Below are 26857 nucleotides of genomic sequence, written 5' to 3'. Positions count from 1 at the left end.
CAGGCGAAAGCCTGGGCGCCGGTACTTTGCCGCGTTCGCTGGCGGCGAACCGATGGCCGCTCGGCGCCGGAAACGCTTGGGCGGTTTTTCTCGTTTATCTCCTATGCGGTTCTGTTCAACGGCGACTTGGGGCGCTGCGCCCCGGAACCGACCAGGCACCGCAAGGTTAGGAACCCTGGCAGGCCGACCATTACAGTGGACGGCAGGTACGCGGTGTCGACCGCTGTATCCGATGGTGAGGGAGAGCAGGTAGCCACCGATGTTCGAACGATTTACCGACCGTGCCCGCAGGGTCGTCGTCCTGGCGCAGGAAGAGGCCAGGATGCTCAACCACAACTACATCGGCACCGAGCACATTCTTTTAGGCCTGATCCATGAAGGGGAAGGCGTCGCCGCCAAGTCACTGGAGTCGCTGGGGATCTCGCTGGAGGGTGTGCGCAGTCAGGTCGAGGAGATCATCGGCCAGGGCCAGCAGGCGCCGTCCGGGCACATCCCGTTTACCCCCCGCGCCAAGAAGGTCCTCGAGCTGAGCTTGCGTGAGGCGCTGCAGCTCGGCCACAACTACATCGGCACCGAACACATTTTGCTGGGCCTCATCCGGGAGGGTGAAGGCGTGGCCGCCCAGGTGCTGGTCAAGCTGGGCGCCGAGCTGACCCGGGTGCGCCAGCAGGTGATCCAGCTGCTGTCGGGCTACCAGGGCAAGGAGGCCGCCGAAGCCGGCACCGGCGGCCGCGGGGGAGAGTCCGGCTCCCCGTCTACGTCCTTGGTGCTCGACCAGTTCGGCCGCAACCTCACGGCGGCCGCAATGGAAGGCAAGCTGGACCCGGTCATCGGCCGCGAGAAGGAAATCGAGCGGGTCATGCAGGTGCTGTCCCGGCGCACCAAGAACAACCCGGTGCTCATCGGCGAGCCCGGTGTGGGCAAGACCGCGGTCGTCGAAGGACTGGCGCAGGCCATCGTGCACGGCGAGGTGCCCGAGACGCTCAAGGACAAGCAGCTCTACACGCTGGATCTGGGATCGCTGGTGGCGGGTAGCCGCTACCGCGGTGACTTCGAGGAACGCCTCAAGAAGGTGCTCAAGGAGATCAACACCCGCGGTGACATCATCCTGTTTATCGACGAGCTGCACACCTTGGTCGGGGCCGGCGCCGCCGAGGGCGCGATCGACGCCGCCTCGATCCTGAAACCGAAGCTCGCTCGCGGTGAACTGCAAACGATCGGCGCCACCACGCTCGACGAATACCGTAAGTACATCGAGAAGGATGCCGCGCTGGAGCGCCGATTCCAGCCGGTGCAGGTGGGTGAGCCGACGGTGGAGCACACCATCGAGATCCTCAAGGGCCTGCGGGACCGGTACGAGGCGCACCACCGGGTGTCGATCACCGATGCGGCGATGGTGGCCGCCGCGACCCTGGCCGACCGCTACATCAACGACCGGTTCCTGCCCGACAAGGCGATCGATCTGATCGACGAGGCGGGTGCTCGGATGCGGATTCGTCGCATGACCGCGCCGCCGGACCTACGCGAGTTCGATGAGAAGATCGCCGAGGCTCGTCGGGAGAAGGAATCGGCTATCGACGCCCAGGACTTCGAGAAGGCCGCCAGCCTGCGTGACCGGGAGAAGACATTGGTCGCACAGCGTGCTGAGCGCGAAAAGCAGTGGCGTTCAGGCGATCTTGACGTGGTCGCCGAGGTCGACGACGAGCAGATCGCCGAGGTGCTGGGCAACTGGACCGGTATCCCGGTGTTCAAGCTCACCGAGGCCGAGACCACCCGGCTGTTGCGGATGGAAGAAGAGCTGCACAAGCGGATCATCGGGCAAGAGGACGCCGTCAAGGCCGTTTCCAAGGCCATCCGGCGTACTCGGGCTGGGCTGAAAGACCCCAAGCGCCCGTCGGGCTCGTTTATCTTCGCCGGTCCGTCCGGTGTCGGTAAGACCGAACTGTCCAAGGCGCTGGCCAACTTCTTGTTCGGTGACGACGACGCGCTCATTCAGATTGACATGGGTGAATTCCACGACCGGTTCACCGCGTCGCGGCTATTCGGCGCGCCGCCCGGATACGTCGGCTACGAGGAGGGCGGCCAGCTCACCGAGAAGGTGCGCCGCAAGCCGTTTTCGGTGGTGCTGTTCGACGAGATCGAGAAGGCGCATCAGGAGATCTACAACAGCCTGCTGCAGGTGCTTGAGGATGGCCGGCTCACCGACGGGCAGGGCCGTACGGTGGACTTCAAGAACACCGTGCTGATCTTTACGTCCAATCTGGGCACCTCCGACATCTCCAAGCCGGTCGGTCTGGGCTTTTCCAAGGGCGGCGGTGAGAACGACTACGAGCGGATGAAACAGAAGGTCAACGACGAGCTGAAGAAACACTTCCGCCCGGAGTTCCTCAACCGCATCGACGACATCATCGTCTTCCACCAGCTGACCCGCGAGGAGATCATCCGGATGGTCGACCTGATGATCAGCCGGGTCGCCGGCCAGCTCAAGAGCAAGGACATGGCGCTGGTGCTGACCGATGCAGCCAAGGCGCTGCTGGCCAAGCGTGGCTTCGACCCGGTGTTGGGGGCCCGCCCGTTGCGGCGCACCATCCAGCGTGAGATCGAAGATCAGCTCTCGGAGAAGATCCTCTTCGAGGAGGTCGGGCCGGGTCAGGTGGTCACCGTCGACGTGGACAACTGGGACGGTGAAGGTCCCGGCGAGGACGCGGTGTTCACCTTCACCGGTACCCGCAAGCCTCCGGCCGAGCCGGATCTGGCCAAGGCTGGAGCGCACAGCGCGGGCGGCCCGGAGCCGGCCGCGCGGTAGCGGTCTAGGTCCATCGGCCGTATTAGGCGAAAACCGCGACCGCCGATCCGCTGTGACAATAGACTCTGCTGACGTCGGTTTGTCCGGAAGCTGTTCGGAGGTGGCCAATGTCGTTTGTGATTGCCGTTCCGGAGTTCCTGTCGGCGGCGGCCACGGATTTGGCCAATCTCGGTTCGACGATCAGCGCGGCTAACGCGGCTGCCAGCATCCCGACCACCGGCGTGCTGGCCGCGGGCGCAGATGACGTATCGGCGGCGATTGCGGCGCTCTTCGGCGCGCACGCCCAGGCGTATCAGACGATCAGCGCGCAGGCGGCGACGTTTCATGCCCAGTTCGTGCAGACCTTGAGTGCGGGTGCGGGGGCGTATGCCAACGCCGAGGCCGCCAACGTTCAGCAGAGTTTGCTGAACGCGATCAATGCGCCCACCCAGGCACTGTTGGGACGTCCGTTGATCGGTGATGGTGCCGACGGGACGGCGCCCGGGCAAAACGGCGGGGCGGGCGGGCTGCTGTATGGCAATGGCGGTAATGGCGCGGCCGGGGTGAACGCGGGGATTGCCGGCGGCAGCGGCGGGGCGGCCGGGTTGATCGGCAACGGCGGATCCGGTGGTGCCGGCGGAGCCGGTGCGGCCGGCGGGTCCGGCGGACAAGGCGGGCTGCTGTACGGCAACGGCGGCGCGGGCGGCAACGGCGGGGCGGCGACTATCCCCGGCGGCAACGGCGGCGCCGGTGGTGCCGGCGGCAACGCGTGGCTATTCGGCAACGGTGGGGCCGGGGGGCTCGGCGCGGCCGGCGCGGCGGGTGCCGCCGGGGTCAACCCCCTGACCGTCCCGGCGGGCCAGGGCAGCATGGGTAACAACGGTGAACCGGGCGGCCCCGGCCAGCCAGGCACCGAGTTCGGGCAAACCGGTGGCACCGGTGGCACTGGCGGTACTGGCCTGTCCGTTGGCGGGACCGGCGGGACCGGCGGAAACGGTGGCCCCGGCGCGCCCGGCGGCACCGGGGGGACCGGCGGGGCCGGCGGCTCTGGCGGTCGGGGTGGGCTCCTGGTCGGCGACGGCGGCGCAGGTGGCATCGGGGGCACAGGGGGCGAAGGCGGCATCGGCGCCCGGGGCGGCACCGGCGGTCAGGGCGGAATGGGCGGCGCCGGGCAACCAGGCGTTGGGGGTGACGCTGGTGACGGGGGTAACGGCGGGATCGGCGGTGACGGCGGCGCCGGCGGAGACGGCGGCGCGGGCGGCGCGGGCGGCGCGGGCGGCCTGTTCGGCGTCTCCGGTAGCTCCGGGCTGGGCGGTGCCGCCGGTAGCGGGGGTAATGGCGGGGGCGGTGGTGAGCCCGGTGTGGCCGGCTCCCCGGGCGTTGGGCCTGCGGGCCGTGGCGGCGACGGCAACCTCGGCCAGTTCGGCCCTGAAGGTGCACCCGGCCAGCCCGGCCAGCCGGGCCAGCCCGGTTGACATCGTTGCAGCGGGTCCGTCAGCACCCCGCCGCCTGCTGGAGCAGCTACCGAGTGTCACTGGGCCGGTCGAGGCCCTCGCGCGCGTCGAGTTTTGCGGCCAGGGCGTCGACCTTGTTGCCGAGCTCGGCTAGGTAGTCGACGATCGTCTTGTCGCCGAGTACCGGCCAGCCGCGGCCCTCGATGCCGCGTAGCTGGTCCCACACCTCCTCGAGCAGGATGCGATCGTCACGCGGGTTGCGCGGCTTGGGCAGAATCGGTGGGCGGGCAATCACCGCCGGCGGCGGGGTGAGGGGGTGGTCGAACTCGCCCCGCATGTCCTTTGCCACCTCGGCGCGAAACCAGTCCATCGACAGGTTTCCCGGGTCCCATTTGCCTTGAGCCGCCCCGGCATACTCTTTGTGCCCAATATTGCGTTCGGGCCCGTAGCCGAGCTTGAGCGTGAGCGCCGCGGCGACGTCTCGCATGCTCACGATCTGCGCGTCAGGCCAGCGCTCACCGGCGTCGTAGGAGCCGTCACGCCGGATGGTCGGCCACGCGCACTCGACGCCAATCATGTGCCAGTTGGCGTTGTCGGTTGGCAGCCACGGGTAGCTGCCGCGGCCGGCGTGCCAGCACACGCCTACCGCGACGATCGTTACGACCCCGCTGTGCGCGATGTGCAGATTGGCCAGCGGGCCGGGTAAGTCGGGCCGGCCGCGGGCAATGCTTTTGGCGGTCTCACGTGAGTTGCCGGTGTGGTGCCACATCACACCGCGGATATCGCGAAAGTCGCCGTGTCCGCGTTCCCGCCAGCCGTCGAGCACCCGCAGGCGCTCGCCGAGTGCCGGCCGTAGCACCTCCTCGAGCCAAACCGGATCGCCGATCCATCCCACGGTGGCGCCTCCTATCGGTGAGCCGGAGCGAATCGGCCGTCGAACGCACCGGCGCGGGAAGTGTCTCGTTGTTCACGTCGAGCACGACCGGCCGGTCGTTACGGAAGCGAGCCGCGGATACCTCCGGATGCCTGGGCTGTAGCGATCTATTGTGGCGCTATCAACGCAAAGACTTGCCTGGCGACCTGCAGCATCCAGCCGGTCACCGTCGGTCCGTGATCGCGGGGCCAGTTCAGCTGAAAGCTCACCACCCATGGTTGGCCGGTCTTGTCGACGGCGTACCAGCTGAACGTCAGATCGCCTGGCAGGCCACCTGCTTTCGCGCCGATATAGGGCCACACGCTGCGGTCCAGCTGGATACCCGGGACGGCGGACATGATCTGTCGGACGGGCGAGGCCGGGCCGACCGCGTCGGCTCGCAGTGCCGCGTGCACACGGCAGATATCTTCGGCGCTGCCGTACCATTCCGCACCGTAGTTTGACGCCGGAGTGTGAGCGCGCGTTGGGTCGGGTTGGTAGGGCGTGGAATTGGTTTGCCGCAGTATCTGGGCACGGACCTGTTGGGTCGCATGCTTCCACTGGTCACGCAGATCTGGCTTGCCCCAGCCGACGGAGAACAGCTCGTACATCGTGGGGAAGGGGGTCATGCTGGCCGGATCGTGATGGCCGGCGCTGGCCAGCGCTTCCTCGATGGCGCGGGTGCCCAGCCTTTCGATCAGTAAGTCGGTGGCCATGTTGTCACTGTTGGCGATCATCTTCTCGGCGGCTGTGCGAATCGAAACACGTGCCCCCACAGGCAGTTCCAGGCCCGAGGAGCCCACGGCTTTGCTCTTGGCGGTGACCGTCAGCAGATCATCCCAGGACACCGTGTTGTGCTGGACCGCACCGGCCAGCGCATGTAACACGTACAACTTGAAGATCGATGCCAGCGGCAGAGACTCGCTGGTATTGGTGCCCGCCACCGGGTCGCAGCGACCATGGTCCACCTTGGCGACCTGATACGAGTAGCGGGCGCCGGTCTTGCTCAGCACGGCGTCTACGTCGCGCCACGACGTGATCGACGGCGCCTGAGTTTCGACGTCGAATCGGTCAACCCAGCCGTCGTCGTCGGTATGAATGCGGATGTCTTGTTGCGCGCCGTAAGAGGAGATGAGATGCAACGCGGCCACACTGGCGCCGATATCGACGCCGGCCAGCGCGAACGGGCGATCCCACCAGAGCGCTTCCATGGTGGTCTTGACCGTGTCGACCTGCCCGGGCGCGGCGAGAGTGCCAACGCCGATCTCGCCGATCGGCCAGTCCGAGTTGAGCATGTCCATGGTCTGTTGCGCCCGCAGACCAGGCGGAGTTCTGGTGTCGATCCGGTGCCCGTGATTTGCCGCGTTCGCGGACGGCGTCGGAGCTGAGGAGCAACCCGACGCCAGCGCCACAATCAATGCCGCCGCGGCGCTTAACGCCAGCATCCGGCGCCCCGCGCGCCGGTTATGCAGTCTTGCCGGTCCCACCGACGTCAAGCACGACCTCGAATTCCAGCAGCGAAGCACCGGTCGCCACGGGGTTGGCCCGGTGTCCGGCATGGGCTGCGATGGCGGGCCCGTTTGCCCACGCCTGGAATGCTTCATCGGACTCCCAGTGTGTCACCACGAAGTAGCGTTCTTCACCCTTGACCGGACGTAACAGCTGAAAGCCGAGGAAACCCGGGGAGTTCTCGACCGCGTGCGCGCGGTGAGCGAACCGCTTCTCCAGCTCGGGGCCAGCGCCGGCGGGCACCTCGATTGCGTTGATCTTCACCACTGGCATGCCGCTAGGCTACCGTGCCCCGCATGCCAGCGAATCTGTTAACCCATCGCGGCGGACGGGGCGAGCCGTTGGTCCTGGTGCACGGCTTGATGGGTAGGGGTTCCACCTGGGCCCGTCAGCTTCCGTGGCTGACGCCGTTAGGCGCCGTGTACACCTACGACGCGCCCTGGCACCGTGGGCGTGACGTCGCCGATCCACACCCGATCAGCACCGAACGCTTCGTGGCCGATCTGGGCGACGCGGTTTCGGCGCTGGGCGCGCCGACCAGGATGGTCGGACATTCGATGGGAGCCTTGCATTCGTGGTGTCTGGCTGCCGAGCGCCCGGAACTGGTTTCGGCGCTGGTGGTCGAGGACATGGCGCCGGACTTCCGTGGTAGGACCACCGGCCCATGGGAGCCGTGGCTGCGCGCCCTTCCGGTCGAATTCGACTCTGCCGAACAGGTATTCGCCGAGTTCGGGCCCGTCGCCGGCCGGTACTTCCTGGACGCATTCGACCGCACGGCCACCGGGTGGCGGCTACACGGGCGCACCGCACGATGGATCGAGATCGCCGCCGAATGGGGCACCCGCGACTACTGGGCGCAGTGGCGGGCCGTACGGTCGCCGGCGCTGCTCATCGAGGCCGGCGATGGGGTAACTCCCCCGGGCCAGATGCGCGCGATGGCTGAAAGAGATTATCCGACAACATATTTACGTGTAGCTGAGGCCGGACACCTGGTGCACGACGAGGCGCCGGAGGTATACCGCCAGGCAGTTGAGTCCTTCTTTGCGGCAAAAACGGCATGACTCGGCTGGGACAGCGCTACGCCGGCGGCGGCCGACCGCTAAAACCCCTCGCCCGCCAGGGCGAACCGGCCATCGGCGGTCCGGGTCACCAGGCCGTCGGCCAGCAGCGACTCCAGCGCCCGGTCACGCTGTTGGGTGTCCGTCAGCCAGGCCACGTCCAACTCGGCTTGGGTCGCGGGGAAATCCTTGGTGCGCAACACATCCAGCAAGCGCCCGCGGACCTGGCGGTCGGTTCCGGTGTAGGCCTGCCCCCGGCGCGGCGGACCGTCCGACGGCGGATAACCGGCATGCCGCCATGCGCACCAGTCCAGCGGGCATAACCCGCACCGGGGTGTGCGGGCGGTGCACACCGTCGCACCCAACTCCATCAGCGCGACCGAAAATTCAGGCGCCGTCTCGCGGTGCGGCAACAGCGCCAAGACGTCGGCGTGGTCGCGCGGCACCGACGGCGCACCGGCGTCGGCGCGGCCGTGAACGGCGCGGGCCACCACGCGCCGCACATTGGTGTCCACCACCGGCACCCGCTGGCGGTAAGCGAAACACGCCACCGCGCGCGCGGTGTAGCTCCCGACGCCCGGCAGGGTGACCAGGATCTCGATATCGTCGGGCACCACGTCATTGTGGTCGCGGGCGATGACGGTGGCGCACTCGTGTAAGCGCTTGGCTCGCCTGGGATAGCCCAGCTTGCCCCAGGCGCGTAACACATCGGCGGTGCTGGCCGTGGCGGTGGCCGACGGCGTGGGCCACCGCCGCACCCAGTCCGGCCAGATCGCCAGCACCCGGGCGACCGGCGTCTGCTGCAGCATGAACTCGCTGACCAGGATCTGCCACGGGCTGACACCGGGCTCTCGCCAGGGCAGATCCCGGTGCGATCGCTGATACCAAGCGAGAAGATTGGTATCTGATATGTGTCGCGGGCCGGTCACCGACGGTTCCGGCAGTATGTGAGGCATGCCCAACACCAATCCGGTAGCCGCGTGGAAAGCACTCAAAGAGGGTAACGAGCGATTCGTCGCCGGCCGGCCCCAGCATCCCAGTCAGAGCGTCGACCACCGAGCCGGCTTGGCCGCCGGGCAGAAGCCCACGGCGGTGATCTTCGGCTGCGCGGACAGCCGAGTGGCCGCTGAGATCATCTTCGACCAAGGCCTGGGCGACATGTTCGTGGTCCGCACCGCCGGGCATGTCATCGACTCGGCCGTGCTGGGCTCCATAGAGTACGCGGTGACCGTGCTCAATGTGCCGCTCATCGTCGTCCTCGGCCACGACAGCTGCGGCGCCGTGAACGCCGCTTTGGCCGCGATCAACGACGGCACCCTGCCAGGCGGCTACGTGCGAGACGTCGTGGAAAGGGTTGCGCCGTCGGTCCTGCTCGGCCGCCGTGACGGTCTGAGTCGTGTCGACGAGTTCGAGCAACGACATGTACACGAGACGGTGGCGATCCTCATGGCGCGTTCATCGGCCATCTCAGAACGAATCGCAGGGGGCAGCCTGGCGATCGTGGGCGTCACCTATCAACTCGACGATGGGCGGGCTGTACTGCGCGACCACATCGGCAACATCGGCGAGGAGGTCTGAGTTACCGCCCGATAACAGGCCACCGTTAACACGGCGTCGGCCAGCGAAGCCGGCGACACGCCGAGGCGGGTCAAGCGCGTTTGCGTGACCTGGCCCTACGGTGTAATCGTGCTGGATCTGGAACCGCGTGGCCCGCTACCTACCGAGATCTACTGGCGGCGCAGGGGGCTGGCCCTGGGCATCGCGGTCGTCGTAGTCGGGATCGCGGTGGCCATCGTCATCGCCTTCGTCGACAGCAGCGCCGGTGCCAAACCGGTCAGCGCCGACAAGCCGGCCTCCGCCCAGAGCCATCCGGGCTCGCCGGCACCCCAAGCACCCCAGCCGGCCGGGCAAACCGAAGGTAACGCCGCCGCGGCCCCGCCGCAGGGCCAAAACCCCGAGACACCCACGCCCACCGCCGCGGTGCAGCCGCCGCCGGTGCTCAAGGAAGGGGACGATTGCCCCGATTCGACGCTGGCCGTCAAAGGTTTGACCAACGCGCCGCAGTACTACGTCGGCGACCAGCCGAAGTTCACCATGGTGGTCACCAACATCGGCCTGGTGTCCTGTAAACGCGACGTTGGGGCCGCGGTGTTGGCCGCCTACGTTTACTCGCTGGACAACAAGCGGTTGTGGTCCAACCTGGACTGCGCGCCCTCGAATGAGACGCTGGTCAAGACGTTTTCCCCCGGTGAGCAGGTAACGACCGCGGTGACCTGGACCGGGATGGGATCGGCGCCGCGCTGCCCATTGCCGCGGCCGGCGATCGGGCCGGGCACCTACAATCTCGTGGTACAACTGGGCAATCTGCGCTCGCTGCCGGTTCCGTTCATCCTGAATCAGCCGCCGCCGCCGCCCGGGCCGGTACCCGCTCCGGGTCCAGCGCAGGCGCCTCCGCCGGAGTCTCCCGCGCAAGGCGGATAATTATTGATCGCTGATGGTCGATTCCGCCAGCTGTGACAACCCCTCGCGCACATGACGGGCCCACATGGCGCCGATGCCGTCCACTGATTGCAGATCGCCGGCGCTGGCCGCCAGCAGACCCTGCAACGTTCCGAACGCCCGGACCAGCAGGTCGGCATGGGCGAACTGGAGCCGGGGGATACCGGCCATCGCGCGGTAGCCACGCGGGCTCAGCGCCGAATCCTGCGCTTCCGTGGTCGTCGGATATCCGAAAACCTTTGCCAGCGCGGTGAAATCGAGGAGGTCGCCGTCCGACAGGGCGTCCAGTTCGTCCAGGGTGGCATTGATTTGCCCCGTGGACGGTGGTTCCGGGTTGGCGTGGTAATCGCGCACGATCAATTCCCGGGCGGTGTCGTTGCCGCCGAGCAACTCGTCGAGCTGCAGCCGCAGCTGACGACCATCAGTGCCGAGTTCGACCACGTCGTAGTCGATCACCAGCCCGATTCGCCGGACCAGCTCGAGGCGTTGCACCACCGTCATCACATCGCGCAGCGTGACGAAGTCCTCGATTTCTGCCCTGGACAGTTGCCGGCTGACCTCGTCGAGCCTGGTTTTGTACCGCTCCAGGGTTGCGATGGCCTGGTTGGCCCGCGACAGGATGGTTGCCGAGTCGGTCAATACGTGACGTTCCCCGCGGACGTAGACGGTCACGATGTTCATCGAGTGGCTCACTGAGATCACCGGGTAACCGGTCTGGATCGCGGCCCGCTCGGCCGAGCGGTGCCGGGTCCCCGATTCGTCGGTGGGGATCGACGGATCCGGTACCAGTTGCACGTTGGCCCGCACGATGCGGCTGCCGTCGGTGGACAGCACCACGGCGCCGTCCATCTTGCACAGCTCGCGTAGCCGGGTTGCTGCATAGCGGACATCGAGGGAGAAGCCACCATCGCAGATGGCCTCGACATTCTCGTCATGGCCCAGCACGATCAGGGCACCAGTGCGGCCGCGCAGGATACGCTCCAGGCCGTCCCGCAGCCCAGTGCCCGGGGCTAGGCGGGCGACAGCCTCACGCAGGGTCGGACGAGTCACAGCGTGCATTCTGCTATGTACCGCGCCCTAGTGGGACGTGTCCAGTCCCGGAATGTGAGGGCGGGGTTGCGAGGGTGGTGCCGCGGTGGTCGGCAATGTCGACCATGTACTGCAGCGCCGCGACGATGGTGGATGCGCGCAGCGCGTGCATACCGGGCGGCACCGGATCGTCACTGGGCGGGACCAAGGCGATGGTGAACCCTTGGCGGGCGGCTTCGCTAAGGCGCCGCGCCATCCCGTTGACCCGCCGGATGTCGCCGGCCAGACCTACCTCGCCGATCATGACGGCAGTGGTGGGCAGCGGCAGATTTGCATAGGCCGAGGCGAGCGCGATGGCGACCGCCAGATCCGCCGACGGCTCGGTCAACCGCATGCCGCCCACGGTGGACAGGTAGATGTCGTTAACGGCGATCGCCAGCCGTGCGTGCTTTTCCAGCACGGCAGCGATCATCGCAGCGCGGGCCTGGTGGATCCCGCTGACGGCCCGCCTCGGCGAGCCGCCGCACGGTGTGGCCAGCAATGCCTGGACTTCCCCGACGAGCGGCCGTTTTCCGTCCAGCGTCACGGTGATCGCGGTACCGGCGACGGGTGTCGGCCGCTGGTCCAGGAACAGGTTCGACGGGTCGACGATACCGTCAATTCCGTTGTCGTGCAGGAGGAAACATCCGACTTCATCGGCGGCGCCGAATCGGTTCTTGACTCCGCGGACCATCCGCAGCGCACCGTTGCGGTCCCCTTCAAAATGCAGCACAACGTCGACGAGGTGCTCTAGCGAACGCGGTCCGGCTATGGCCCCGTCCTTCGTGACGTGGCCGACGAGAATCAATGCGACCTCGTTGGCCTTGGCGGCAGCGGTCAGGGCAGCCGTAACCGCACGGACCTGCGTGACCCCGCCGGTGACGCCGTCGGCCTCGCTGGTGGACATGGTCTGCACCGAGTCGACGATGACCAGTGCCGGCTGCACCGTCTCGATCTGGTCGAGCACGGTGTGCACGTCGGATTGTGCGGCGAGGTAGATCTCCTCGACCTCCGTGCCGCAGCCGATCCGGTCGGCACGCAGCCGGATCTGACCGGCGGATTCCTCACCAGAGACATAGAGCGCGCGCCGTCCGGACTGGGCCCAGCGGTGCGCGACCTCGAGCAACAGCGTCGACTTACCCACTCCGGGATCGCCGGCCAGCAGTGTCACCGAACCGGGAACGATACCGCCACCTAGCACCCGGTCCAGTTCGTCGATGCCGGTTGGGCAGGGTCGGGTCCGATGCGCGTCGACGGCACTGATCGGAACGGCGCCCGACGCCGGCGCCACCGAACGGCGCCTGGTGCCACCGACGGCACTGAGCACCGCCACCTCGTCTACGGTGCCCCAGCGGCCGCACTCCAGGCAGCGTCCCACCCACTTCGCGCTGACATGGCGGCATTCCGAACAGCGGTACTGCGAACGAGCGTTGGCCACGCCGTGACCGTATCGGGGGGGTGTGACAACCCGAGCGAGTCGCTCGTCTGGCGACGATGCGGCGCCTATTCGTGCGGCGTAGCCAATCCGGCCGAGATCGGCACCATTACGCTGCCCTGACCGGCCTTCTCGAACTTGAAGGTGAAGTTGTAGGTGAGGCCGTTTGCGATCGGCTTGGTCAAGTTAACGGTCGCCTTGGCCGCTTGATTGGATGGCAAGGGCCCCGGCGCCACGATCTGGCCGTCCGGCGTCCCGACAAAAAGCATCCCGGATGCGGGCAGTCGAGCGTCGCCGGCCACCGTCACCGAGCCGATATCACTGGTGATGCCCACCAGCCGGTCCGAAACGTCGGGTGATTGGTTGACGGCTACCAGCACCAGATCCACCGCTTTGCCTGGCTGGATGAAATCGCTGGTTTGGACGGCCTGGATGCGGATGTCGCGCAGCAACACGTTGTTGATGGTGAGCCGATTGCCGTTGACGGCCGGTTCCTGGTTCGCTGTCTGGGAGATCTGACCGGCCCCGCAACCGCTCAGTGCGGCGGCCAGCAGGGCGATGCTCGCCACCCAGGTGGTCATCCCGGCAAGACGCAGGCGGATGTTGCAGCGGTTCACTCGGATGCCTCCTGCTCGGCCTTGGCGCGGCATGGTGCCTGCGGCTCGACTATGCACAGTAGTAGTTAGGTGCCGCCGACGGTAGCGGTGGGGACCGCGGCGTCGACCGGACCGGCGCGGTAGCCCGGGTACCCCGTTCTCAGGGGTGTCCCAGATTCGGCGATGCACTTCTAGGCCCGTCTGTCAACCCCCAATCTTCCCGCGCTATGCCCCTGACCTGCACCGTTGTTCGGCGCCCGTTAGGGCCCCGTGTTAGCATGGAGTAACGAAAGGGGCTCAAATCAGATGATTTTCAAGGTCGGAGACACCGTTGTCTATCCACACCACGGTGCTGCGTTAGTCGAGGCGATCGAAACCCGGACCATCAAAGGGGAACAAAAAGAGTATCTCGTCTTGAAAGTTGCGCAGGGCGACCTGACAGTACGAGTTCCCGCTGAAAACGCCGAATACGTCGGTGTTCGCGATGTCGTCGGGCAGGAAGGCCTGGACAAGGTTTTCCAGGTGTTGCGTGCCCCGCACACCGAGGAGCCGACGAACTGGTCACGTCGTTACAAGGCGAACCTCGAGAAACTCGCATCCGGCGATGTGAACAAGGTGGCCGAGGTAGTGCGCGATTTGTGGCGTCGCGACCAGGAGCGTGGCTTGTCGGCCGGTGAGAAGCGCATGCTGGCCAAGGCCCGGCAGATTCTGGTCGGCGAGTTGGCGTTGGCTGAGAGCACCGATGACGCCAAAGCCGAGACCATCCTTGACGAGGTTTTAGCCGCCGCGTCTTGACCGCCCTGAGGCTCTAGTGGTCAGGGAAGCGGGCGAAGTAGTTGCGATCGTCCCGGCTGCGGGGTCGGGGGAGCGGTTGGCCGTCGGTGTGCCCAAGGCGTTTTACCAGCTCGACGGGCAGACTCTCATTGAGCGGGCCGTCGATGGCCTGCTGGATTCGGGGGTAGTTGACACCGTTGTTGTGGCCGTGCCCGCCGACCGTACGGACGAGGCGAGGCAGATCCTCGGCCACAGGGCGATGATTGTGGCGGGTGGGTCGAATCGCACTGACACCGTGAACCTGGCGCTGACAGTGCTGTCCGGGACCGCGGAGCCGGAGTTTGTGCTTGTGCATGATGCCGCGCGGGCACTGACACCACCGGCCCTGGTCGCCCGGGTGGTCGAGGCGTTGCGGGACGGTTATGCCGCCGTCGTTCCCGTACTGCCGCTTTCTGACACCATCAAGGCCGTGGATGCCAACGGGGTGGTCCTGGGCACGCCGGAACGAGCCGGGCTGCGGGCCGTGCAGACCCCACAAGGGTTCACTACCGACCTGCTGCTGCGGTCATATCAGCGCGGCTCCCTAGACCTTCCAGCCGCCGAGTACACCGATGACGCGTCGCTGGTCGAGCATATCGGCGGCCAGGTGCAGGTGGTCGACGGCGATCCGCTGGCGTTCAAGATCACCACCAAACTGGATCTGTTGCTGGCCCAAGCTATAGTGCGCGGGTGAATCAGCTGCCCCGCGTTGGTTTGGGGACCGATGTGCATCCGATCGAACCCGGACGTCCGTGCTGGCTGGTGGGGTTGTTGTTCCCGAGCGCCGACGGTTGCGCGGGCCACTCCGACGGTGACGTGGCCGTTCATGCGCTGTGCGACGCGGTGCTGTCGGCCGCGGGGCTAGGCGACATTGGCGAGGTGTTCGGCGTCGACGATCCCCGTTGGCAGGGTGTCAGTGGTGCCGACATGTTGCGCCATGTCGTCGTCCTGATCACCCAGCATGGCTATCGGGTCGGCAACGCTGTGGTGCAGGTGATCGGCAACCGACCGAAGATCGGTTGGCGCCGGCTCGAGGCGCAGGCGGTGCTGTCACGTCTGCTCAACGCGCCGGTGTCGGTGTCGGCTACCACCACCGACGGGCTGGGCCTCACTGGCCGCGGCGAGGGCTTGGCCGCAATCGCTACGGCATTGGTGGTTTCGTTGCGGTAGCGCACTCCTGGTCCGGACGCGCGCGCCACAGGTTGCAGCAATTGGGCAGGTAAGCTGGCACGTCGTGACCGATCGGGCTCGCTTGCGGCTACACGACACTGCCGCCGGTGTCGTGCGGGATTTCGTCCCGTTGCGACCTGGACACGTCTCGATCTACCTGTGCGGTGCCACGGTGCAGGGCCTACCGCATATCGGGCATGTCCGCAGCGGGGTCGCCTTCGACATCCTGCGCCGATGGTTGCTCGCGCGTGGCTACGACGTCGCGTTTATCCGCAACGTGACCGACATCGAAGACAAGATCCTGGCCAAGGCCGCCGCGGCGGGCCGGCCGTGGTGGGAGTGGGCGGCTACCCACGAGCGTGCCTTCACCGCGGCCTACGACGCTCTGGACGTCTTGCCGCCGTCCGCGGAGCCGCGCGCCACCGGGCATATCACCCAGATGATCGAGATGATCGAGCGCCTGATCCAGGCCGGCCACGCGTATACCGGTGGCGGTGACGTTTACTTCGACGTTCTGAGCTACCCGGAGTACGGCCAGTTATCCGGTCACAAGATCGATGACGTCCATCAGGGCGAAGGTGTGGCTGCCGGCAAGCGGGACCAGCGCGACTTCACTTTGTGGAAGGGCGAAAAGCCGGGTGAACCGTCGTGGCCGACGCCGTGGGGCCGCGGGCGTCCGGGCTGGCATCTGGAATGCTCGGCAATGGCTCGCAGCTATCTCGGGCCGGAATTCGATATCCATTGCGGTGGAATGGATTTAGTCTTCCCGCATCATGAGAACGAAATCGCCCAGAGCCGCGCCGCCGGTGATGGGTTCGCCCGCTACTGGCTGCACAATGGCTGGGTGACGATGGGCGGGGAGAAGATGAGCAAGTCGCTGGGCAACGTGTTGTCCATGCCGGCGATGTTGCAGCGGGTGCGGCCGGCTGAGCTGCGTTATTACCTGGGCAGCGCGCACTACCGGTCGATGCTCGAGTTCTCCGAGACCGCTATGCAGGATGCGGTGAAAGCCTATGTCGGGCTAGAGGACTTCCTGCACCGCGTTCGCACCCGGGTGGGCGCCGTCTGCCCCGGCGATCCGACCCCACGGTTCGCCGAAGCGCTCGACGACGACCTGTCCGTTCCGATCGCGCTCGCCGAGATTCACCACGTGCGGGCGGAAGGCAACCGGGCACTCGATGCCGGCGACCACGACGGGGCCTTGCGAAGCGCTAGCGCGATTCGGGCGATGATGGGCATCCTGGGCTGTGACCCGCTCGACCAGCGCTGGGAATCCCGAGACGAAACCTCGGCAGCGCTGGCCGCCGTCGATGTGCTGGTCCAGGCTGAACTACAGAATCGGGAAAAGGCCCGCGAGCAGCGCAACTGGGCGCTCGCCGACGAGATCCGGGGTCGGCTGAAGAGAGCCGGCATCGAGGTCACCGACACCGCCGACGGGCCACAGTGGTCGCTGCTGGGTGGTGACACCAAGTAGATGCCCGGTAACTCTCGGCGGCGGGGTGCGGTCCGCAAATCCGGTACCAAGAAAGGCGCAGGCGTCGGCTCGGGCGGTCAGCGACGCCGTGGGCTGGAAGGGCGCGGGCCTACCCCGCCGGCGCACCTGCGTCCCCACCATCCCGCCGCCAAGCGGGCACGTGCACAGCCACGCCGCCCGGTCAAGCGCGCGGACGAGACCGAGACGGTGTTGGGTCGCAACCCAGTGCTGGAATGCCTGCGCGCGGGTGTTCCGGCCACCGCGCTATACGTCGCCCTTGGTACCGAGGCCGACGAGCGACTGACTGAATGCGTTGCGCGGGCGGCTGATTCAGGGATTGCGATCGTCGAGCTGCTACGTGCCGACCTGGATCGGATGACCGCCAACCACCTCCATCAAGGCATCGCGCTACAGGTGCCACCGTACAACTACGCCCATCCCGATGACCTGCTGGCCGCCGCCCTCGACCAACCGCCTGCGCTGCTGGTCGCTTTGGACAACCTTTCCGACCCGCGCAACCTCGGTGCGATCGTGCGGTCGGTGGCCGCGTTCGGTGGCCATGGGGTGCTGATTCCGCAACGCCGTTCTGCGTCGGTGACCGCGGTGGCGTGGCGCACCAGCGCCGGGGCGGCGGCCCGGATTCCGGTGGCCCGGGCCACCAATCTCACCAGGACGCTGAAGGGCTGGGCCGATCGTGGAGTGCGGGTGATCGGACTGGACGCCGGTGGCGGCACCGCGCTCGACGATGTAGATGGCGCTGACTCGTTGGTGGTGGTCGTTGGGTCGGAAGGCAAGGGGTTGTCCCGGTTGGTAAGGCAGAACTGTGACGAGGTGGTGTCCATCCCGATGGCCGCTCAGGCCGAATCACTGAACGCCTCGGTGGCCGCTGGGGTGGTGCTCGCCGAGATCGCCCGCCAGCGCCGGCGGCCACGCGAGCCTCGCGAGCAGACGCAGAATCGCATGATTTGAGCTCAAATCATGCGATTCTGCGTCTGCTCGCGCCCTTGCGGCTAGATCCCCAGAACCTGGGCGCTGGCCCACAGCGCGAGCACCGCCATCGCCAGGGCCGCAGGCACGGTGCACAGTCCCAGTCGGGTGTACTCGCCGACGCTGGCGTCGACGTTGTGCCGGCGCAGCACGCCCCGCCACAGCAGGTTAGACAGCGAACCGGCATAGGTCAGGTTGGGTCCGATGTTGACCCCGAGTAGCACGGCCAGCACGGCCGCCGGCCCGCCGGCCGCCACCAGCGGCACTAACACCAGAGTCGCGGGCAGGTTGTTGACCACGTTGGCCAGCACGGCGGCCAGCGCGGCGATGCCGAGCAGCGCGGGCAACCCGGACCCGGTCGGCAGCACGGCGGACATCCTGGCGGCCATGCCGTTGAGCATGACCGCGTGCACCACGACACCCAGGGCCAACACAAAGACCAGGAACGACACGTTGACGGCGCGCGCGATCCGCAGCACCGAAGTGTGTCCACGCCGCAGACTTCGCAGCGCCAACACTGCGGCGCCAGCCAGCGCCGCCCACGTTGGGGCCAGTCCCACCGACTCGGCGACGGCGAAGCCCCCGAGTGTCAGCGCCACCACCACCAGCACGAACATTGGCAGGCGCGGCGCCGGCTTGAGTTGCTGCCGGTCCGGCACCACGCGTAGATCCCGGGCGAAAAACCAGCGGAAGACCACATAGACCGCGGCCACGGCGGACAGCCAAGGCAATGCCATCAGCAGCGTGAACTTGGTGAACGAGATGCCGGCACCGTGGTAGGCGAGCAGGTTGGTCAGATTCGACACCGGAAGCAGCAGCGAAGCGGCGTTGGCTAGGTGGGCGGTGGCGTAGGCATAGGGGCGCACCGGGGTCCGCAGCCGGCGGACCGTCGCCAGCACCACCGGGGTCAACAGCACCACGGTGGCGTCCAGGCAGAGCGCCGCGGTGATGGCGGCCGAGACGGCGAACACCTGCCGTAGCAGTCGGTGCGACTCCGCGCTCGCTCGAGCCATGGCCGCGCCGGCTGCCTCGAACAGGCCTTCGTCGTCGCACAGCTTAGCCAGCACCAGAACCGCACCCAGAAACGCGACCACGCGCGCCAGCCCGGACACCTGCGCCATCGCCTGCTGGGGCGAGATCGCCCCGATCGCTAACAGGATGACCGCTGCCGGAACCGCCGCCGCTGCCTCCGGCCAGCCGCGTGGGCGGGCAACCGCGAACCCCAGGACCACGGCAAGCAGTATCAGCGCAACAGCAAGTGTCAAGGGCTAGAGCGCTTCACATCCAGGGATCCTCGCGGCGCCACACCGTCGGCATCTGCAGCGCGACGCCGTCCTGGGCGGCCAGCTCGTCGAGGATGCGGATCGACAGGTCTAGGTCGTCGGCCGCATATGGCAAGGCCCGCAACGGCTTTGACAGCGGCCGAAAAAAGTCGTCCCAGTGGATGAGAATCACGCGGCGGACGCCCACCGTGCGCACGGTCTCGGTCCAGTATTCGAGCAGGTATGACGGCGGTTGCAGGCCGAGCTGGCCGACACTGAGGTAGGCGGCATCGGCGCGGTAACCGGCCAGTGCGCCGCTGACGAAACCGGCGCTGCCCTGGATTAACAGCCGGCGCCCCGATGGCCGGTGGTGCACCAGCGTCGACCACGCCTCACCGCAGCGGTAGGCCGACGCCTTCACCGGCGGTGTCAGTGGTGCGCTGATCACACCGGGAAACCGGTCGGGTGGGCAGTGATGCGACTCCACCAACGTCACGTCGAAGGCGCCCAACTGGATTGGTTCACCTGGGACGGCGACGACAAGAGACTCCTCAGGCAACCCGTATCCGCGCCCGACATTGGCCGCCGACTCCCCCCCGACCAGCTGGGCTCCGGTACGGTCGGCGACCAGCGCGGAATCCATCGCGTGGTCGATGTGAGTGTGCACCGGGATAACGGCCGTCAGCCGGGAGACATTGGCCCGGGCAAGGCAACCGTCGACCCGCTCCGCTGACGGCGACACTTTACCCGCCGCCACCCGTGCCAGGCCGGGCCGGGAAAAGTAGCCATCAGTCATCAGGGCCGACGATCCGTCGTCGACCAGCAGCGTCGCAACGCCCATCCAGGTCACCGACAACGGAGCATCGGATCTGGCGGTAGGCACGCTAAACCTGTTGGAATACCGCGCGATATTGGGACGCCCAAGTTTCGGCCGCATCAGCGGCGGTCCTTGATCGCGGTTCCCGCGGCATTCGGGTGGCCACGCACAGCTGTTGGAATCTCTGCCGTATCTACCGAATAGCCATGTATGTAAACCGATTTCGCCGTGATGGCAAGGGGACCGTCGGCCATGCCTACTGCTTAGCAACCTTGGCCGCGATTTGGTTAGCGATGCCAATCGCCACCAAATCCGGTTGGCTATAGGCGCACGTGACAATGTCGATAGTGACGTTGTTGCGCGCAGTCAGGGCACGCTGGCAGGTCCATCCGTCGCCGCCTTCCTGAACCTGCGAGCTACTGAGCGTGCCGTTGTCGTTGACAACGTCAGCCACAGTCCAGGCGGCGTCGTCCTGTCCGGGGGTGACTTCGACAAACCGGCGGTTCGAGCAGCTGCTCCAGCTTTGCACCGAGGAGCTGTAGAACTCCTCGGCATCATGTGCGGTCGGGAAGCCGACGACCGCTTGAATGGCGTAGTGGTCGCGTTTCTTGGAGTCATCGATGCTGTCATCCAGCCGTTGGCCGCGCATAGCGGTCCACCCGGTGCCGGCATAGACCTTTTCCTGTGCTGGACCGTCGATAGCCAGGCAATTCTTGTCGGCCACGCTCTTGCTCCAGTCCCACATTGCCTTGGCGTTGAACCACACCTTCATCGATGTCGCACCCAGCGCGGCATTGATCTGGCTCAAGTCGAGAAGCAGCCCTTCAAGCGCTGAAACCGGTATCGGATCCTGATGCAGTGGTCCGGATTTGTCGGCAGCCACGGCGGTCCCGTCGACCACGTTGGTGCATCCGGCTGCGAGCATGCACGCACCGACCAGCGCGGCGAGCGCGGCTAGCTGCTTGCCCACTGTTCCTCCCTGCCGGCACCATGTGCGACAAGCTTAAGCGCAGCAGTACCGGCGGTGCCTGGGCATCCAGCAAAACGGGGAGCTCAAGAACGATTCATGAACGAGGGGTCGTCACCAACGTCGAAACCGACGGTTGCCAGCCGGCCCACGATATTGCGTGCTCGAGGGTCCGCTGTACCCTCACCGAACGTGAGTCCCACACCGCGGAGGCGGGCGACTCTGGCGTCGTTAGCAGCCGAGCTCAAGGTGTCCCGCACCACTGTCTCGAATGCTTTTAACCGACCGGATCAGCTCTCCGCCGATCTACGTGAACGAGTGCTTGCCACGGCCAAGCGACTGGGCTATGCCGGACCGGATCCGGTGGCGCGATCGTTGCGGACCCGCAAAGCCGGTGCGGTCGGTTTGGTGATGGCCGAACCGCTGACCTATTTCTTCAGCGACCCGGCCGCGCGGGATTTTGTTGCGGGAGTGGCGCAGTCGTGCGAAGAGCTGGGGCAGGGCCTGCAGCTGGTTTCCGTCGGCTCCAGTCGGAGCCTTGCGGACGGCACAGCTGCCGTGCTCGGCGCCGGGGTGGACGGCTTCGTGGTGTATTCGGTAGGCGACGACGATCCCTACCTGCAGGTCGTGCTGCAGCGGCGGCTGCCGGTGGTGGTGGTCGACCAGCCCAAAGACCTCTCCGGAGTGTCCCGGGTCGGCATCGACGACCGGGCGGCGATGCGTGAGCTTGCCGGCTACGTACTCGGGTTGGGGCATCGCGAGCTCGGCCTGCTGACCATGCGGCTGGGACGGGATCGGCGGCAAGACTTGGTGGACGCCGAGCGGCTGCGGTCGCCGACCTTCGACGTACAGCGCGAACGCATCGTCGGCGTATGGGAGGCGATGACGGCCGCCGGCGTCGACCCGGACTCGCTGACCGTGGTGGAAAGCTACGAGCATTTGCCGACGTCCGGCGGCACTGCCGCCAAGGTGGCTCTGCAGGCCAATCCGCGGCTGACCGCGCTGATGTGCACAGCGGACATCTTGGCGCTCTCAGCTATGGATTACCTTCGGGCGCACGGGATTTACGTGCCCGGGCAGATGACCGTCACAGGGTTTGACGGAGTGCCAGAGGCGCTGAGCCGGGGGCTGACCACGGTCGCGCAGCCGAGTCTGCACAAGGGGCACCGGGCGGGCGAGCTATTGCTGAAGCCGCCGCGGTCCGGACTGCCCGTCATCGAGGTGCTCGATACCGAGCTGGTCCGGGGCCGCACCGCGGGTCCGCCGGCGTAAGTCTTCTAGGCGCTGTCTTGATCGCCGATCAGCAGCCGCACGGCCAGGTCCAGCCGCTTGCTGACGTCGGTAGCCGAGGCTCGTCGGGTAAGCCACGCGAGCAGGTTCGACAACCACACGTCCGAGATCACCCGCGCTATGTGGTACTGGTCCTCGGTTGGTTCGCCGTCGGCCATTGCACGCGCGAACATACTGTCGATGAGCTTTTCGACCTGGTCGACCTCGCTGGCCGCCGAGGCGTCGGCGAACACGTAGGCACGTGTCATGGCCTCGGTGAGTAGCGGATTGCGTTGCATCGCGCGGTTGAGCTTGCCGACCATAAAGTTCAGCCGCTGGAAGGGGGTGGCCCCGGCGACCGCGGAGCGGTCGGTTTTCGCGTCGATGCGGCTGAATTCCCGACCCAGCGCCGACACCAGCAGATGCACCTTCGACGGGAAGTACCGGTACAGCGTGCCAACCGCGACGTCGGCGCGGTCGGCGACGGCGCGCATCTGCACCGCCTCATAGCCGCCTTTGGACGCGATAGCCATGGTGGCGTCCAAGATGCGCTTGCGGCGCTCCCGCTGTGCCTCCGATCCGAGCTCGGACTCGGCAAGTACCGCCACTTTCATGACCGCGCGAGGTGGTGCGTCGGGAGCGCTACTGGTGTTCGTGTTCGCTGACGACATGTAGCGGGCAGCTCCTCTTCCGGGCGGTTCGTTTGCAAACGATACGCATGCTGTGTGTAGATTTCCCACCTCCCGACAGCCGAGACGACGACATGTGCTGGAGTTATTGCCTTCGACTTGACGGTTGATCGTTAGCACTATTAGAACACGTTCTAGTGGGCAAGAACGCTCCATTGCTATGTGAAATTGTCGACGCGGAGGTCTGCAGGTGGTAGCGACCGTCACCGACGAACAATCCGCGGCTCGTGAGTTGGTGCGCGGCTGGGCCCGCACCGCGGCCTCAGGTGCGGCCGCGACTGCGGCGGTCCGCGACATGGAATACGGCTTCGAAGAAGGAAATGCGGACGCATGGCGGCCGGTGTTCGCCGGGCTGGCGGGCCTGGGCCTCTTCGGTGTCGCCGTCCCAGAGGATTGTGGCGGAGCTGGCGGCAGCATCGAGGACCTGTGTGCGATGGTCGACGAGGCGGCCAGGGCGTTGGTACCGGGGCCGGTCGCGACCACCGCGGTGGCCACTTTGGTTGTCTCCGATCCCAAGCTGCGCAGCGCGCTAGCGTCGGGTGAACGGTTCGCCGGGGTGGCTATCGACGGTGGCGTGCAGGTCGACCCGAAGACGTCGACCGCGTCGGGCACCGTCGGCCGAGTGCTTGGTGGCGCGCCCGGCGGCGTCGTGCTGTTGCCGGCCGACGGGAATTGGCTGCTGGTGGACACTGCTTGCGACGAGGTCGTAGTGGAGCCGCTGCGGGCCACCGACTTTTCGCTGCCGCTGGCCCGGATGGTGCTGACATCGGCACCGGTCACCGTTCTGGAGGTGTCGGGGGAGCGGGTGGAAGACCTGGCCGCTACCGTGCTGGCGGCCGAGGCGGCCGGGGTGGCTCGATGGACGCTCGATACCGCGGTTGCCTACGCCAAGGTGCGGGAGCAATTCGGCAAGCCGATCGGCAGCTTCCAGGCTGTCAAGCACCTGTGTGCTCAGATGTTGTGCCGTGCCGAGCAGGCCGATGTGGCCGCCGCCGATGCGGCCCGCGCCGCAGCCGATTCCGATGGCACCCAACTTTCGATCGCCGCGGCGGTGGCCGCGAGCATCGGCATCGACGCCGCCAAAGCCAACGCCAAGGACTGTATCCAGGTGCTCGGTGGTATCGGCTGCACCTGGGAGCACGACGCGCATTTGTATCTGCGCCGGGCCCACGGAATCGGTGGGTTCCTCGGTGGATCCGGGCGCTGGCTGCGTCGGGTTACGGCGCTGACCCAGGCCGGTGTCCGTCGTCGCTTGGGCGTCGACCTGGCCGAGGTGGCCGGCCTGCGACCGGAGATCGCGGCGGCGGTCGCCGAGGTGGCCGCGTTGCCCGAGGAGAAACGTCAGGTGGCGCTGGCGGACACCGGCCTGCTGGCGCCGCACTGGCCGGCGCCGTACGGGCGCGGCGCGTCCCCGGCCGAGCAACTGCTGATCGATCAGGAACTGGCCGCGGCCAAGGTTGAGCGCCCGGACCTGGTGATCGGCTGGTGGGCGGCGCCGACCATCCTTGAACACGGCACGCCGGAACAGATCGAACGTTTCGTCCCGGCCACCATGCGCGGTGAATTCCTTTGGTGTCAGCTATTTTCCGAGCCGGGGGCCGGTTCGGACCTGGCGTCGCTGCGTACCAAGGCGGTGCGGGCTGACGGCGGCTGGCTGCTCACCGGACAGAAGGTGTGGACGTCGGCGGCTCACAAGGCTCGGTGGGGGGTGTGCCTGGCGCGCACCGACCCGGATGCTCCGAAGCACAAGGGCATTACCTACTTCCTGGTGGACATGACCACACCGGGAATTGAGATCCGACCGCTGCGCGAGATCACCGGCGACTCGCTGTTCAACGAGGTCTTCCTGGACAATGTGTTCGTCCCCGACGAGATGGTCGTCGGCGCCGTGAACGACGGCTGGCGGCTGGCGCGCACCACGCTAGCCAACGAGCGGGTCGCGATGGCCACCGGGACCGCGCTGGGCAACCCGATGGAAGAGCTGCTCAAGGTCTTGGGTGACATGGAACTCGATGTCGCGCAGCAAGATCGGCTGGGCAGGCTGATCCTGCTGGCTCAGGCCGGTGCGCTGTTGGACCGGCGGATCGCCGAGTTGGCCGTCGGCGGCCAGGATCCGGGGGCGCAATCCAGCGTCCGCAAACTGATCGGCGTGCGCTACCGACAGGCGCTGGCCGAATACCTGATGGAGGTGTCCGACGGGGGCGGGCTCGTCGAGAACCGCGCGGTGTACGACTTCCTCAACACCCGGTGCCTGACGATAGCCGGCGGTACCGAGCAGATCCTGTTGACGGTGGCCGCCGAACGGCTGCTGGGTCTGCCGCGTTGATTTACCGGCTCAGCGAGTACCAGGACGAGTCCTAGCTATAACTAGGAAAAGTTGGCTTGCGCGCAGGTGCTGGGCGAGGTGAGGTTGACCCCCGGGTAGACCACCTGCATGTGTGTACACACGATGACGTTGACGTCGGTCATCGGTTGACCGGTCGACCAATTGGTCGAGTCGATGACCCCGGTGGTCTGGTATTTGTCCGGCGGACCCTCGCCGAAGTAGACGGTGGTGATCACGTCGGATCCGCCCGCCTTCATTACCCGTTCGAACTGGCTGGTGGCGTGCGCGTCCAGATAGGCCAACCGGTTCGTCGAGCGGATCTCGGTGGTTTGGCGCGCCCACAACCCGGGCGGAAAGCCCGTCGGGCCGTCGGGTGTGCGCAGATTTGCTCCAGCGACGAAGTCGCAGCTGCCGTTGGGGTGGCAATCGAGGAAGGTGTGCGTCTCCAGCTGGGTGACCTCGTCGACCGGGAACAGGGTGGTGGCGGTGTTGCTCCCGGCCGCCGAGGTGGGCGCGGGCAGTAACGTCAGCATCAGCCCGACGAGCGTGCAACCCGGTATCAGCCGCGTCATCTCGCTCCCTTCCGGGACTACTCGTCGTAGGTCACTTCCACCGAATCAGATTCCGGGCGAGATTGACAGGCCAAAATCAGTCCCTCATCGAGATCCTGCTGCTCGAGCACGTCGTTGACTTCCATATTCACTTTGCCGGCGCGCAGGGTGCACGCACACGCACCGCAGTGGCCTTCCCGGCAGGAGAACGGCGCGTCCAGGCCCGCGGCCAGCAGCACGTCGAGCAGCTTGGCGGTGCGCGGCCAGGAGACGGTGTGGGTTTGGCCGTCGAGTTCCACCACCGCGGTCGCCGGCGCCTCGTCACCGCTGTCGTCGACCTTGACGGCCGCGAACGGATCCGATTCCAGCGACTTGAACACCTCGATGTGCACCTGTTGGGCGGGCACTTTCAGCGCCGCCAGGGCGTCCCGGGCCGCCTGCATGAACGGGCCGGGCCCACAGATGAACACCGGCCGGTCGGTGTAGGGCGCGACGAGCTTGGCCAGCGCGCTCGCGCTCGGCAGCCCCTGCAGCGACTCTAGCCAGTGCAGCACCGTGAGCCGGTCGGGATACTTCGCCGCCAACTCGCGCAGCGCGTCTCCGAAGATGACCGAGCGGTCGTCGCGGTTGGCGTAGAGCAGCGTCACCTGTCCACCGCCCTCGGCAAGCGCCGATTTGCAGATCGACATGATCGGGGTGATGCCGCTACCCGCTGCCAGCAGGAGGAAATCGGCGTCGAGGGTTGTGGGGACGAAGTTGCCCGACGGGGCCAGCACGTGGATGCGCATGCCCACCTGCGCGTGATCGCACAACCAGTTGGAGGCGTACCCGTCGGCGGTTCGTTTGACCGTGACCGCCAAGGCGTCGTCGGTGTAGGGCGAACTGCACAACGAGTAGCAGCGCGCCACCGAACCGGTACGCTCGCTGGGCACGCGCAGCGTCAAGAATTGGCCGGGGGCGTAACGCAGGCGCCGAGGGGGGATCTCCGGGTCGTCCGATCCGTCGGGCACCGCGAAGACCAGCGATCGCGCCTCGTCGGTTTCGTCGACGACCTCGGCGATCTGCAGTTCAAGGACGTGGTCGCCGAGTGGCTCGTCTCCAATTGCCTCGGTCAAGACCCGTCCTCTCTTCCGTCATAACTAGAACATGTTACAGAAAACCCATTTGGTATCGCTACCTGCCGCAGGAATACCTAGCTCGACACAAATCGGAACG

The 26857-nt window shown here is 66.8% G+C and carries 25 protein-coding genes; 12 read left to right on the top strand and 13 right to left on the bottom strand.

What is annotated here, in order from left to right; genetic code table 11:
• Window positions 1-259 precede the first annotated feature (259 nt).
• Both clpC1 and MCAN_RS18935 read left to right on the top strand, forming a co-directional pair.
• Window positions 260-2806: an ATP-dependent protease ATP-binding subunit ClpC gene (clpC1, locus tag MCAN_RS18940; protein WP_003419511.1), complete on the top strand. Its 2547-nt coding sequence runs from the start codon at window positions 260-262 to the stop codon at window positions 2804-2806.
• 107 nt (window positions 2807-2913) lie between these two features.
• Complete coding sequence (locus tag MCAN_RS18935; protein ID WP_003419510.1) at window positions 2914-4260, top strand: PE family protein; 1347 nt, start codon at window positions 2914-2916, stop codon at window positions 4258-4260.
• Window positions 4261-4306: 46 nt separating this feature from the next.
• Here MCAN_RS18935 and MCAN_RS18930 read toward each other — a convergent pair whose 3' ends face one another.
• From MCAN_RS18930 to mhuD, 3 genes are all read right to left on the bottom strand, one after another.
• Window positions 4307-5134, bottom strand: a complete 828-nt coding sequence (locus MCAN_RS18930) for a peptidoglycan recognition protein family protein (protein WP_014001824.1) — start codon at window positions 5132-5134, stop codon at window positions 4307-4309.
• A gap of 146 nt (window positions 5135-5280) precedes the next feature.
• Window positions 5281-6639: a serine hydrolase gene (locus tag MCAN_RS18925; protein WP_014001823.1), complete on the bottom strand. Its 1359-nt coding sequence runs from the start codon at window positions 6637-6639 to the stop codon at window positions 5281-5283.
• Complete coding sequence (gene mhuD, locus MCAN_RS18920; protein WP_003419501.1) at window positions 6617-6934, bottom strand: mycobilin-forming heme oxygenase MhuD; 318 nt, start codon at window positions 6932-6934, stop codon at window positions 6617-6619. Before mhuD ends, MCAN_RS18925 begins: the two co-directional genes overlap by 23 nt.
• A gap of 14 nt (window positions 6935-6948) precedes the next feature.
• Between mhuD and MCAN_RS18915 the strand changes: the two genes are divergently transcribed.
• Complete coding sequence (locus MCAN_RS18915) at window positions 6949-7722, top strand: alpha/beta fold hydrolase (protein ID WP_014001822.1); 774 nt, start codon at window positions 6949-6951, stop codon at window positions 7720-7722.
• Between the two features lie 38 nt (window positions 7723-7760).
• On the opposite strand, the gene MCAN_RS18910 is transcribed toward MCAN_RS18915, so the two are convergent.
• Window positions 7761-8675, bottom strand: coding sequence for an HhH-GPD family protein (locus MCAN_RS18910; protein ID WP_014001821.1), 915 nt, complete (start codon window positions 8673-8675; stop codon window positions 7761-7763).
• Here MCAN_RS18910 and canB point away from each other — a divergent pair.
• Together canB and MCAN_RS18900 are read left to right on the top strand one after the other, a co-directional pair.
• Window positions 8674-9297, top strand: coding sequence for a beta-carbonic anhydrase CanB (canB, locus tag MCAN_RS18905; RefSeq protein ID WP_003419492.1), 624 nt, complete (start codon window positions 8674-8676; stop codon window positions 9295-9297). The genes MCAN_RS18910 and canB overlap by 2 nt on opposite strands.
• Before the next feature lie 108 nt (window positions 9298-9405).
• Window positions 9406-10200 (top strand): hypothetical protein, encoded by a 795-nt coding sequence (locus tag MCAN_RS18900; RefSeq protein ID WP_003419490.1) that lies wholly within the window; start codon window positions 9406-9408, stop codon window positions 10198-10200.
• Here the strand turns inward: MCAN_RS18900 and disA are convergent, their stop codons facing one another.
• From disA to MCAN_RS18885, 3 genes are all read right to left on the bottom strand, one after another.
• The gene (gene disA, locus MCAN_RS18895; protein ID WP_003419489.1) at window positions 10201-11277 is read right to left on the bottom strand and encodes a DNA integrity scanning diadenylate cyclase DisA; all 1077 of its coding nucleotides are present in this window, start codon (window positions 11275-11277) and stop codon (window positions 10201-10203) included.
• Between the two features lie 4 nt (window positions 11278-11281).
• Entirely contained in the window at window positions 11282-12724 is a 1443-nt protein-coding gene (gene radA, locus MCAN_RS18890) for a DNA repair protein RadA (protein WP_003419487.1), read from the bottom strand.
• A gap of 65 nt (window positions 12725-12789) precedes the next feature.
• A complete protein-coding gene (locus MCAN_RS18885; RefSeq protein ID WP_014001820.1) occupies window positions 12790-13338 on the bottom strand; it encodes a hypothetical protein in 549 nt (182 codons plus the stop codon).
• A gap of 285 nt (window positions 13339-13623) precedes the next feature.
• Between MCAN_RS18885 and carD the strand changes: the two genes are divergently transcribed.
• From carD to rlmB, 5 genes are all read left to right on the top strand, one after another.
• A complete protein-coding gene (gene carD / locus MCAN_RS18880) occupies window positions 13624-14112 on the top strand; it encodes an RNA polymerase-binding transcription factor CarD (protein ID WP_003419482.1) in 489 nt (162 codons plus the stop codon).
• Window positions 14113-14128: 16 nt separating this feature from the next.
• The gene (ispD, locus tag MCAN_RS18875) at window positions 14129-14824 is read left to right on the top strand and encodes a 2-C-methyl-D-erythritol 4-phosphate cytidylyltransferase (RefSeq protein WP_003419436.1); all 696 of its coding nucleotides are present in this window, start codon (window positions 14129-14131) and stop codon (window positions 14822-14824) included.
• Window positions 14821-15300, top strand: a complete 480-nt coding sequence (gene ispF / locus MCAN_RS18870; protein WP_003419432.1) for a 2-C-methyl-D-erythritol 2,4-cyclodiphosphate synthase — start codon at window positions 14821-14823, stop codon at window positions 15298-15300. The genes ispD and ispF overlap by 4 nt, the downstream gene beginning before the upstream one ends.
• Before the next feature lie 64 nt (window positions 15301-15364).
• Window positions 15365-16774, top strand: a complete 1410-nt coding sequence (gene cysS, locus MCAN_RS18865; protein ID WP_003900108.1) for a cysteine--tRNA ligase — start codon at window positions 15365-15367, stop codon at window positions 16772-16774.
• Entirely contained in the window at window positions 16775-17743 is a 969-nt protein-coding gene (gene rlmB / locus MCAN_RS18860; RefSeq protein ID WP_014001819.1) for a 23S rRNA (guanosine(2251)-2'-O)-methyltransferase RlmB, read from the top strand.
• A gap of 41 nt (window positions 17744-17784) precedes the next feature.
• Here the strand turns inward: rlmB and MCAN_RS18855 are convergent, their stop codons facing one another.
• The 3 genes from MCAN_RS18855 to MCAN_RS18845 all read right to left on the bottom strand — a co-directional run bounded on the left by MCAN_RS18855 (window position 17785) and on the right by MCAN_RS18845 (window position 20810).
• Window positions 17785-19026: an arsenic transport integral membrane protein ArsB gene (locus MCAN_RS18855; RefSeq protein WP_003419420.1), complete on the bottom strand. Its 1242-nt coding sequence runs from the start codon at window positions 19024-19026 to the stop codon at window positions 17785-17787.
• A gap of 13 nt (window positions 19027-19039) precedes the next feature.
• On the bottom strand, window positions 19040-19960 hold the full coding sequence (locus tag MCAN_RS18850) for an MBL fold metallo-hydrolase (RefSeq protein ID WP_041179771.1): 921 nt from the start codon (window positions 19958-19960) through the stop codon (window positions 19040-19042).
• Window positions 19961-20096: 136 nt separating this feature from the next.
• Window positions 20097-20810 carry a sensor domain-containing protein gene (locus MCAN_RS18845; protein WP_014001817.1) on the bottom strand — a complete coding sequence of 238 codons (714 nt, stop codon included), beginning with the start codon at window positions 20808-20810 and terminating at the stop codon, window positions 20097-20099.
• Window positions 20811-20999: 189 nt separating this feature from the next.
• Here MCAN_RS18845 and MCAN_RS18840 point away from each other — a divergent pair, with 189 nt between their 5' ends.
• On the top strand, window positions 21000-22079 hold the full coding sequence (locus MCAN_RS18840) for a LacI family DNA-binding transcriptional regulator (protein WP_003419400.1): 1080 nt from the start codon (window positions 21000-21002) through the stop codon (window positions 22077-22079).
• Between the two features lie 5 nt (window positions 22080-22084).
• On the opposite strand, the gene kstR is transcribed toward MCAN_RS18840, so the two are convergent.
• Window positions 22085-22684 (bottom strand): cholesterol catabolism transcriptional regulator KstR, encoded by a 600-nt coding sequence (gene kstR, locus MCAN_RS18835; protein WP_014001816.1) that lies wholly within the window; start codon window positions 22682-22684, stop codon window positions 22085-22087.
• Between the two features lie 271 nt (window positions 22685-22955).
• Here kstR and MCAN_RS18830 point away from each other — a divergent pair, with 271 nt between their 5' ends.
• On the top strand, window positions 22956-25091 hold the full coding sequence (locus MCAN_RS18830; protein ID WP_003419394.1) for an acyl-CoA dehydrogenase: 2136 nt from the start codon (window positions 22956-22958) through the stop codon (window positions 25089-25091).
• Window positions 25092-25132: 41 nt separating this feature from the next.
• Here MCAN_RS18830 and MCAN_RS18825 read toward each other — a convergent pair whose 3' ends face one another.
• The gene (locus tag MCAN_RS18825) at window positions 25133-25663 is read right to left on the bottom strand and encodes a hypothetical protein (protein WP_003419389.1); all 531 of its coding nucleotides are present in this window, start codon (window positions 25661-25663) and stop codon (window positions 25133-25135) included.
• Between the two features lie 17 nt (window positions 25664-25680).
• A complete protein-coding gene (kshB, locus tag MCAN_RS18820; RefSeq protein WP_014001815.1) occupies window positions 25681-26757 on the bottom strand; it encodes a 3-ketosteroid-9-alpha-hydroxylase reductase subunit in 1077 nt (358 codons plus the stop codon).
• Between the last annotated feature and the right edge of the window lie 100 nt (window positions 26758-26857).

It is taken from the genome of Mycobacterium canetti CIPT 140010059 (genome assembly GCF_000253375.1).
GTDB lineage: Bacteria > Actinomycetota > Actinomycetes > Mycobacteriales > Mycobacteriaceae > Mycobacterium > Mycobacterium tuberculosis.
The sequence above is the reverse complement of the archived record's forward strand: the minus strand, read 5'-3'. Positions and strand labels throughout refer to the sequence as shown.

Coding starts and splice junctions, on each gene's coding strand:
- canB (WP_003419492.1), top strand. CDS start 8,674: ATGCCCAACACCAATCCGGTAGCCGCGTGGAAAGCACTCAAAGAGGGT.
- mhuD (WP_003419501.1), bottom strand. CDS start 6,934: ATGCCAGTGGTGAAGATCAACGCAATCGAGGTGCCCGCCGGCGCTGGC.
- MCAN_RS18825 (WP_003419389.1), bottom strand. CDS start 25,663: ATGACGCGGCTGATACCGGGTTGCACGCTCGTCGGGCTGATGCTGACG.
- rlmB (WP_014001819.1), top strand. CDS start 16,775: ATGCCCGGTAACTCTCGGCGGCGGGGTGCGGTCCGCAAATCCGGTACC.
- MCAN_RS18910 (WP_014001821.1), bottom strand. CDS start 8,675: ATGCCTCACATACTGCCGGAACCGTCGGTGACCGGCCCGCGACACATA.
- clpC1 (WP_003419511.1), top strand. CDS start 260: ATGTTCGAACGATTTACCGACCGTGCCCGCAGGGTCGTCGTCCTGGCG.
- MCAN_RS18935 (WP_003419510.1), top strand. CDS start 2,914: ATGTCGTTTGTGATTGCCGTTCCGGAGTTCCTGTCGGCGGCGGCCACG.
- disA (WP_003419489.1), bottom strand. CDS start 11,277: ATGCACGCTGTGACTCGTCCGACCCTGCGTGAGGCTGTCGCCCGCCTA.
- carD (WP_003419482.1), top strand. CDS start 13,624: ATGATTTTCAAGGTCGGAGACACCGTTGTCTATCCACACCACGGTGCT.
- MCAN_RS18850 (WP_041179771.1), bottom strand. CDS start 19,960: ATGCGGCCGAAACTTGGGCGTCCCAATATCGCGCGGTATTCCAACAGG.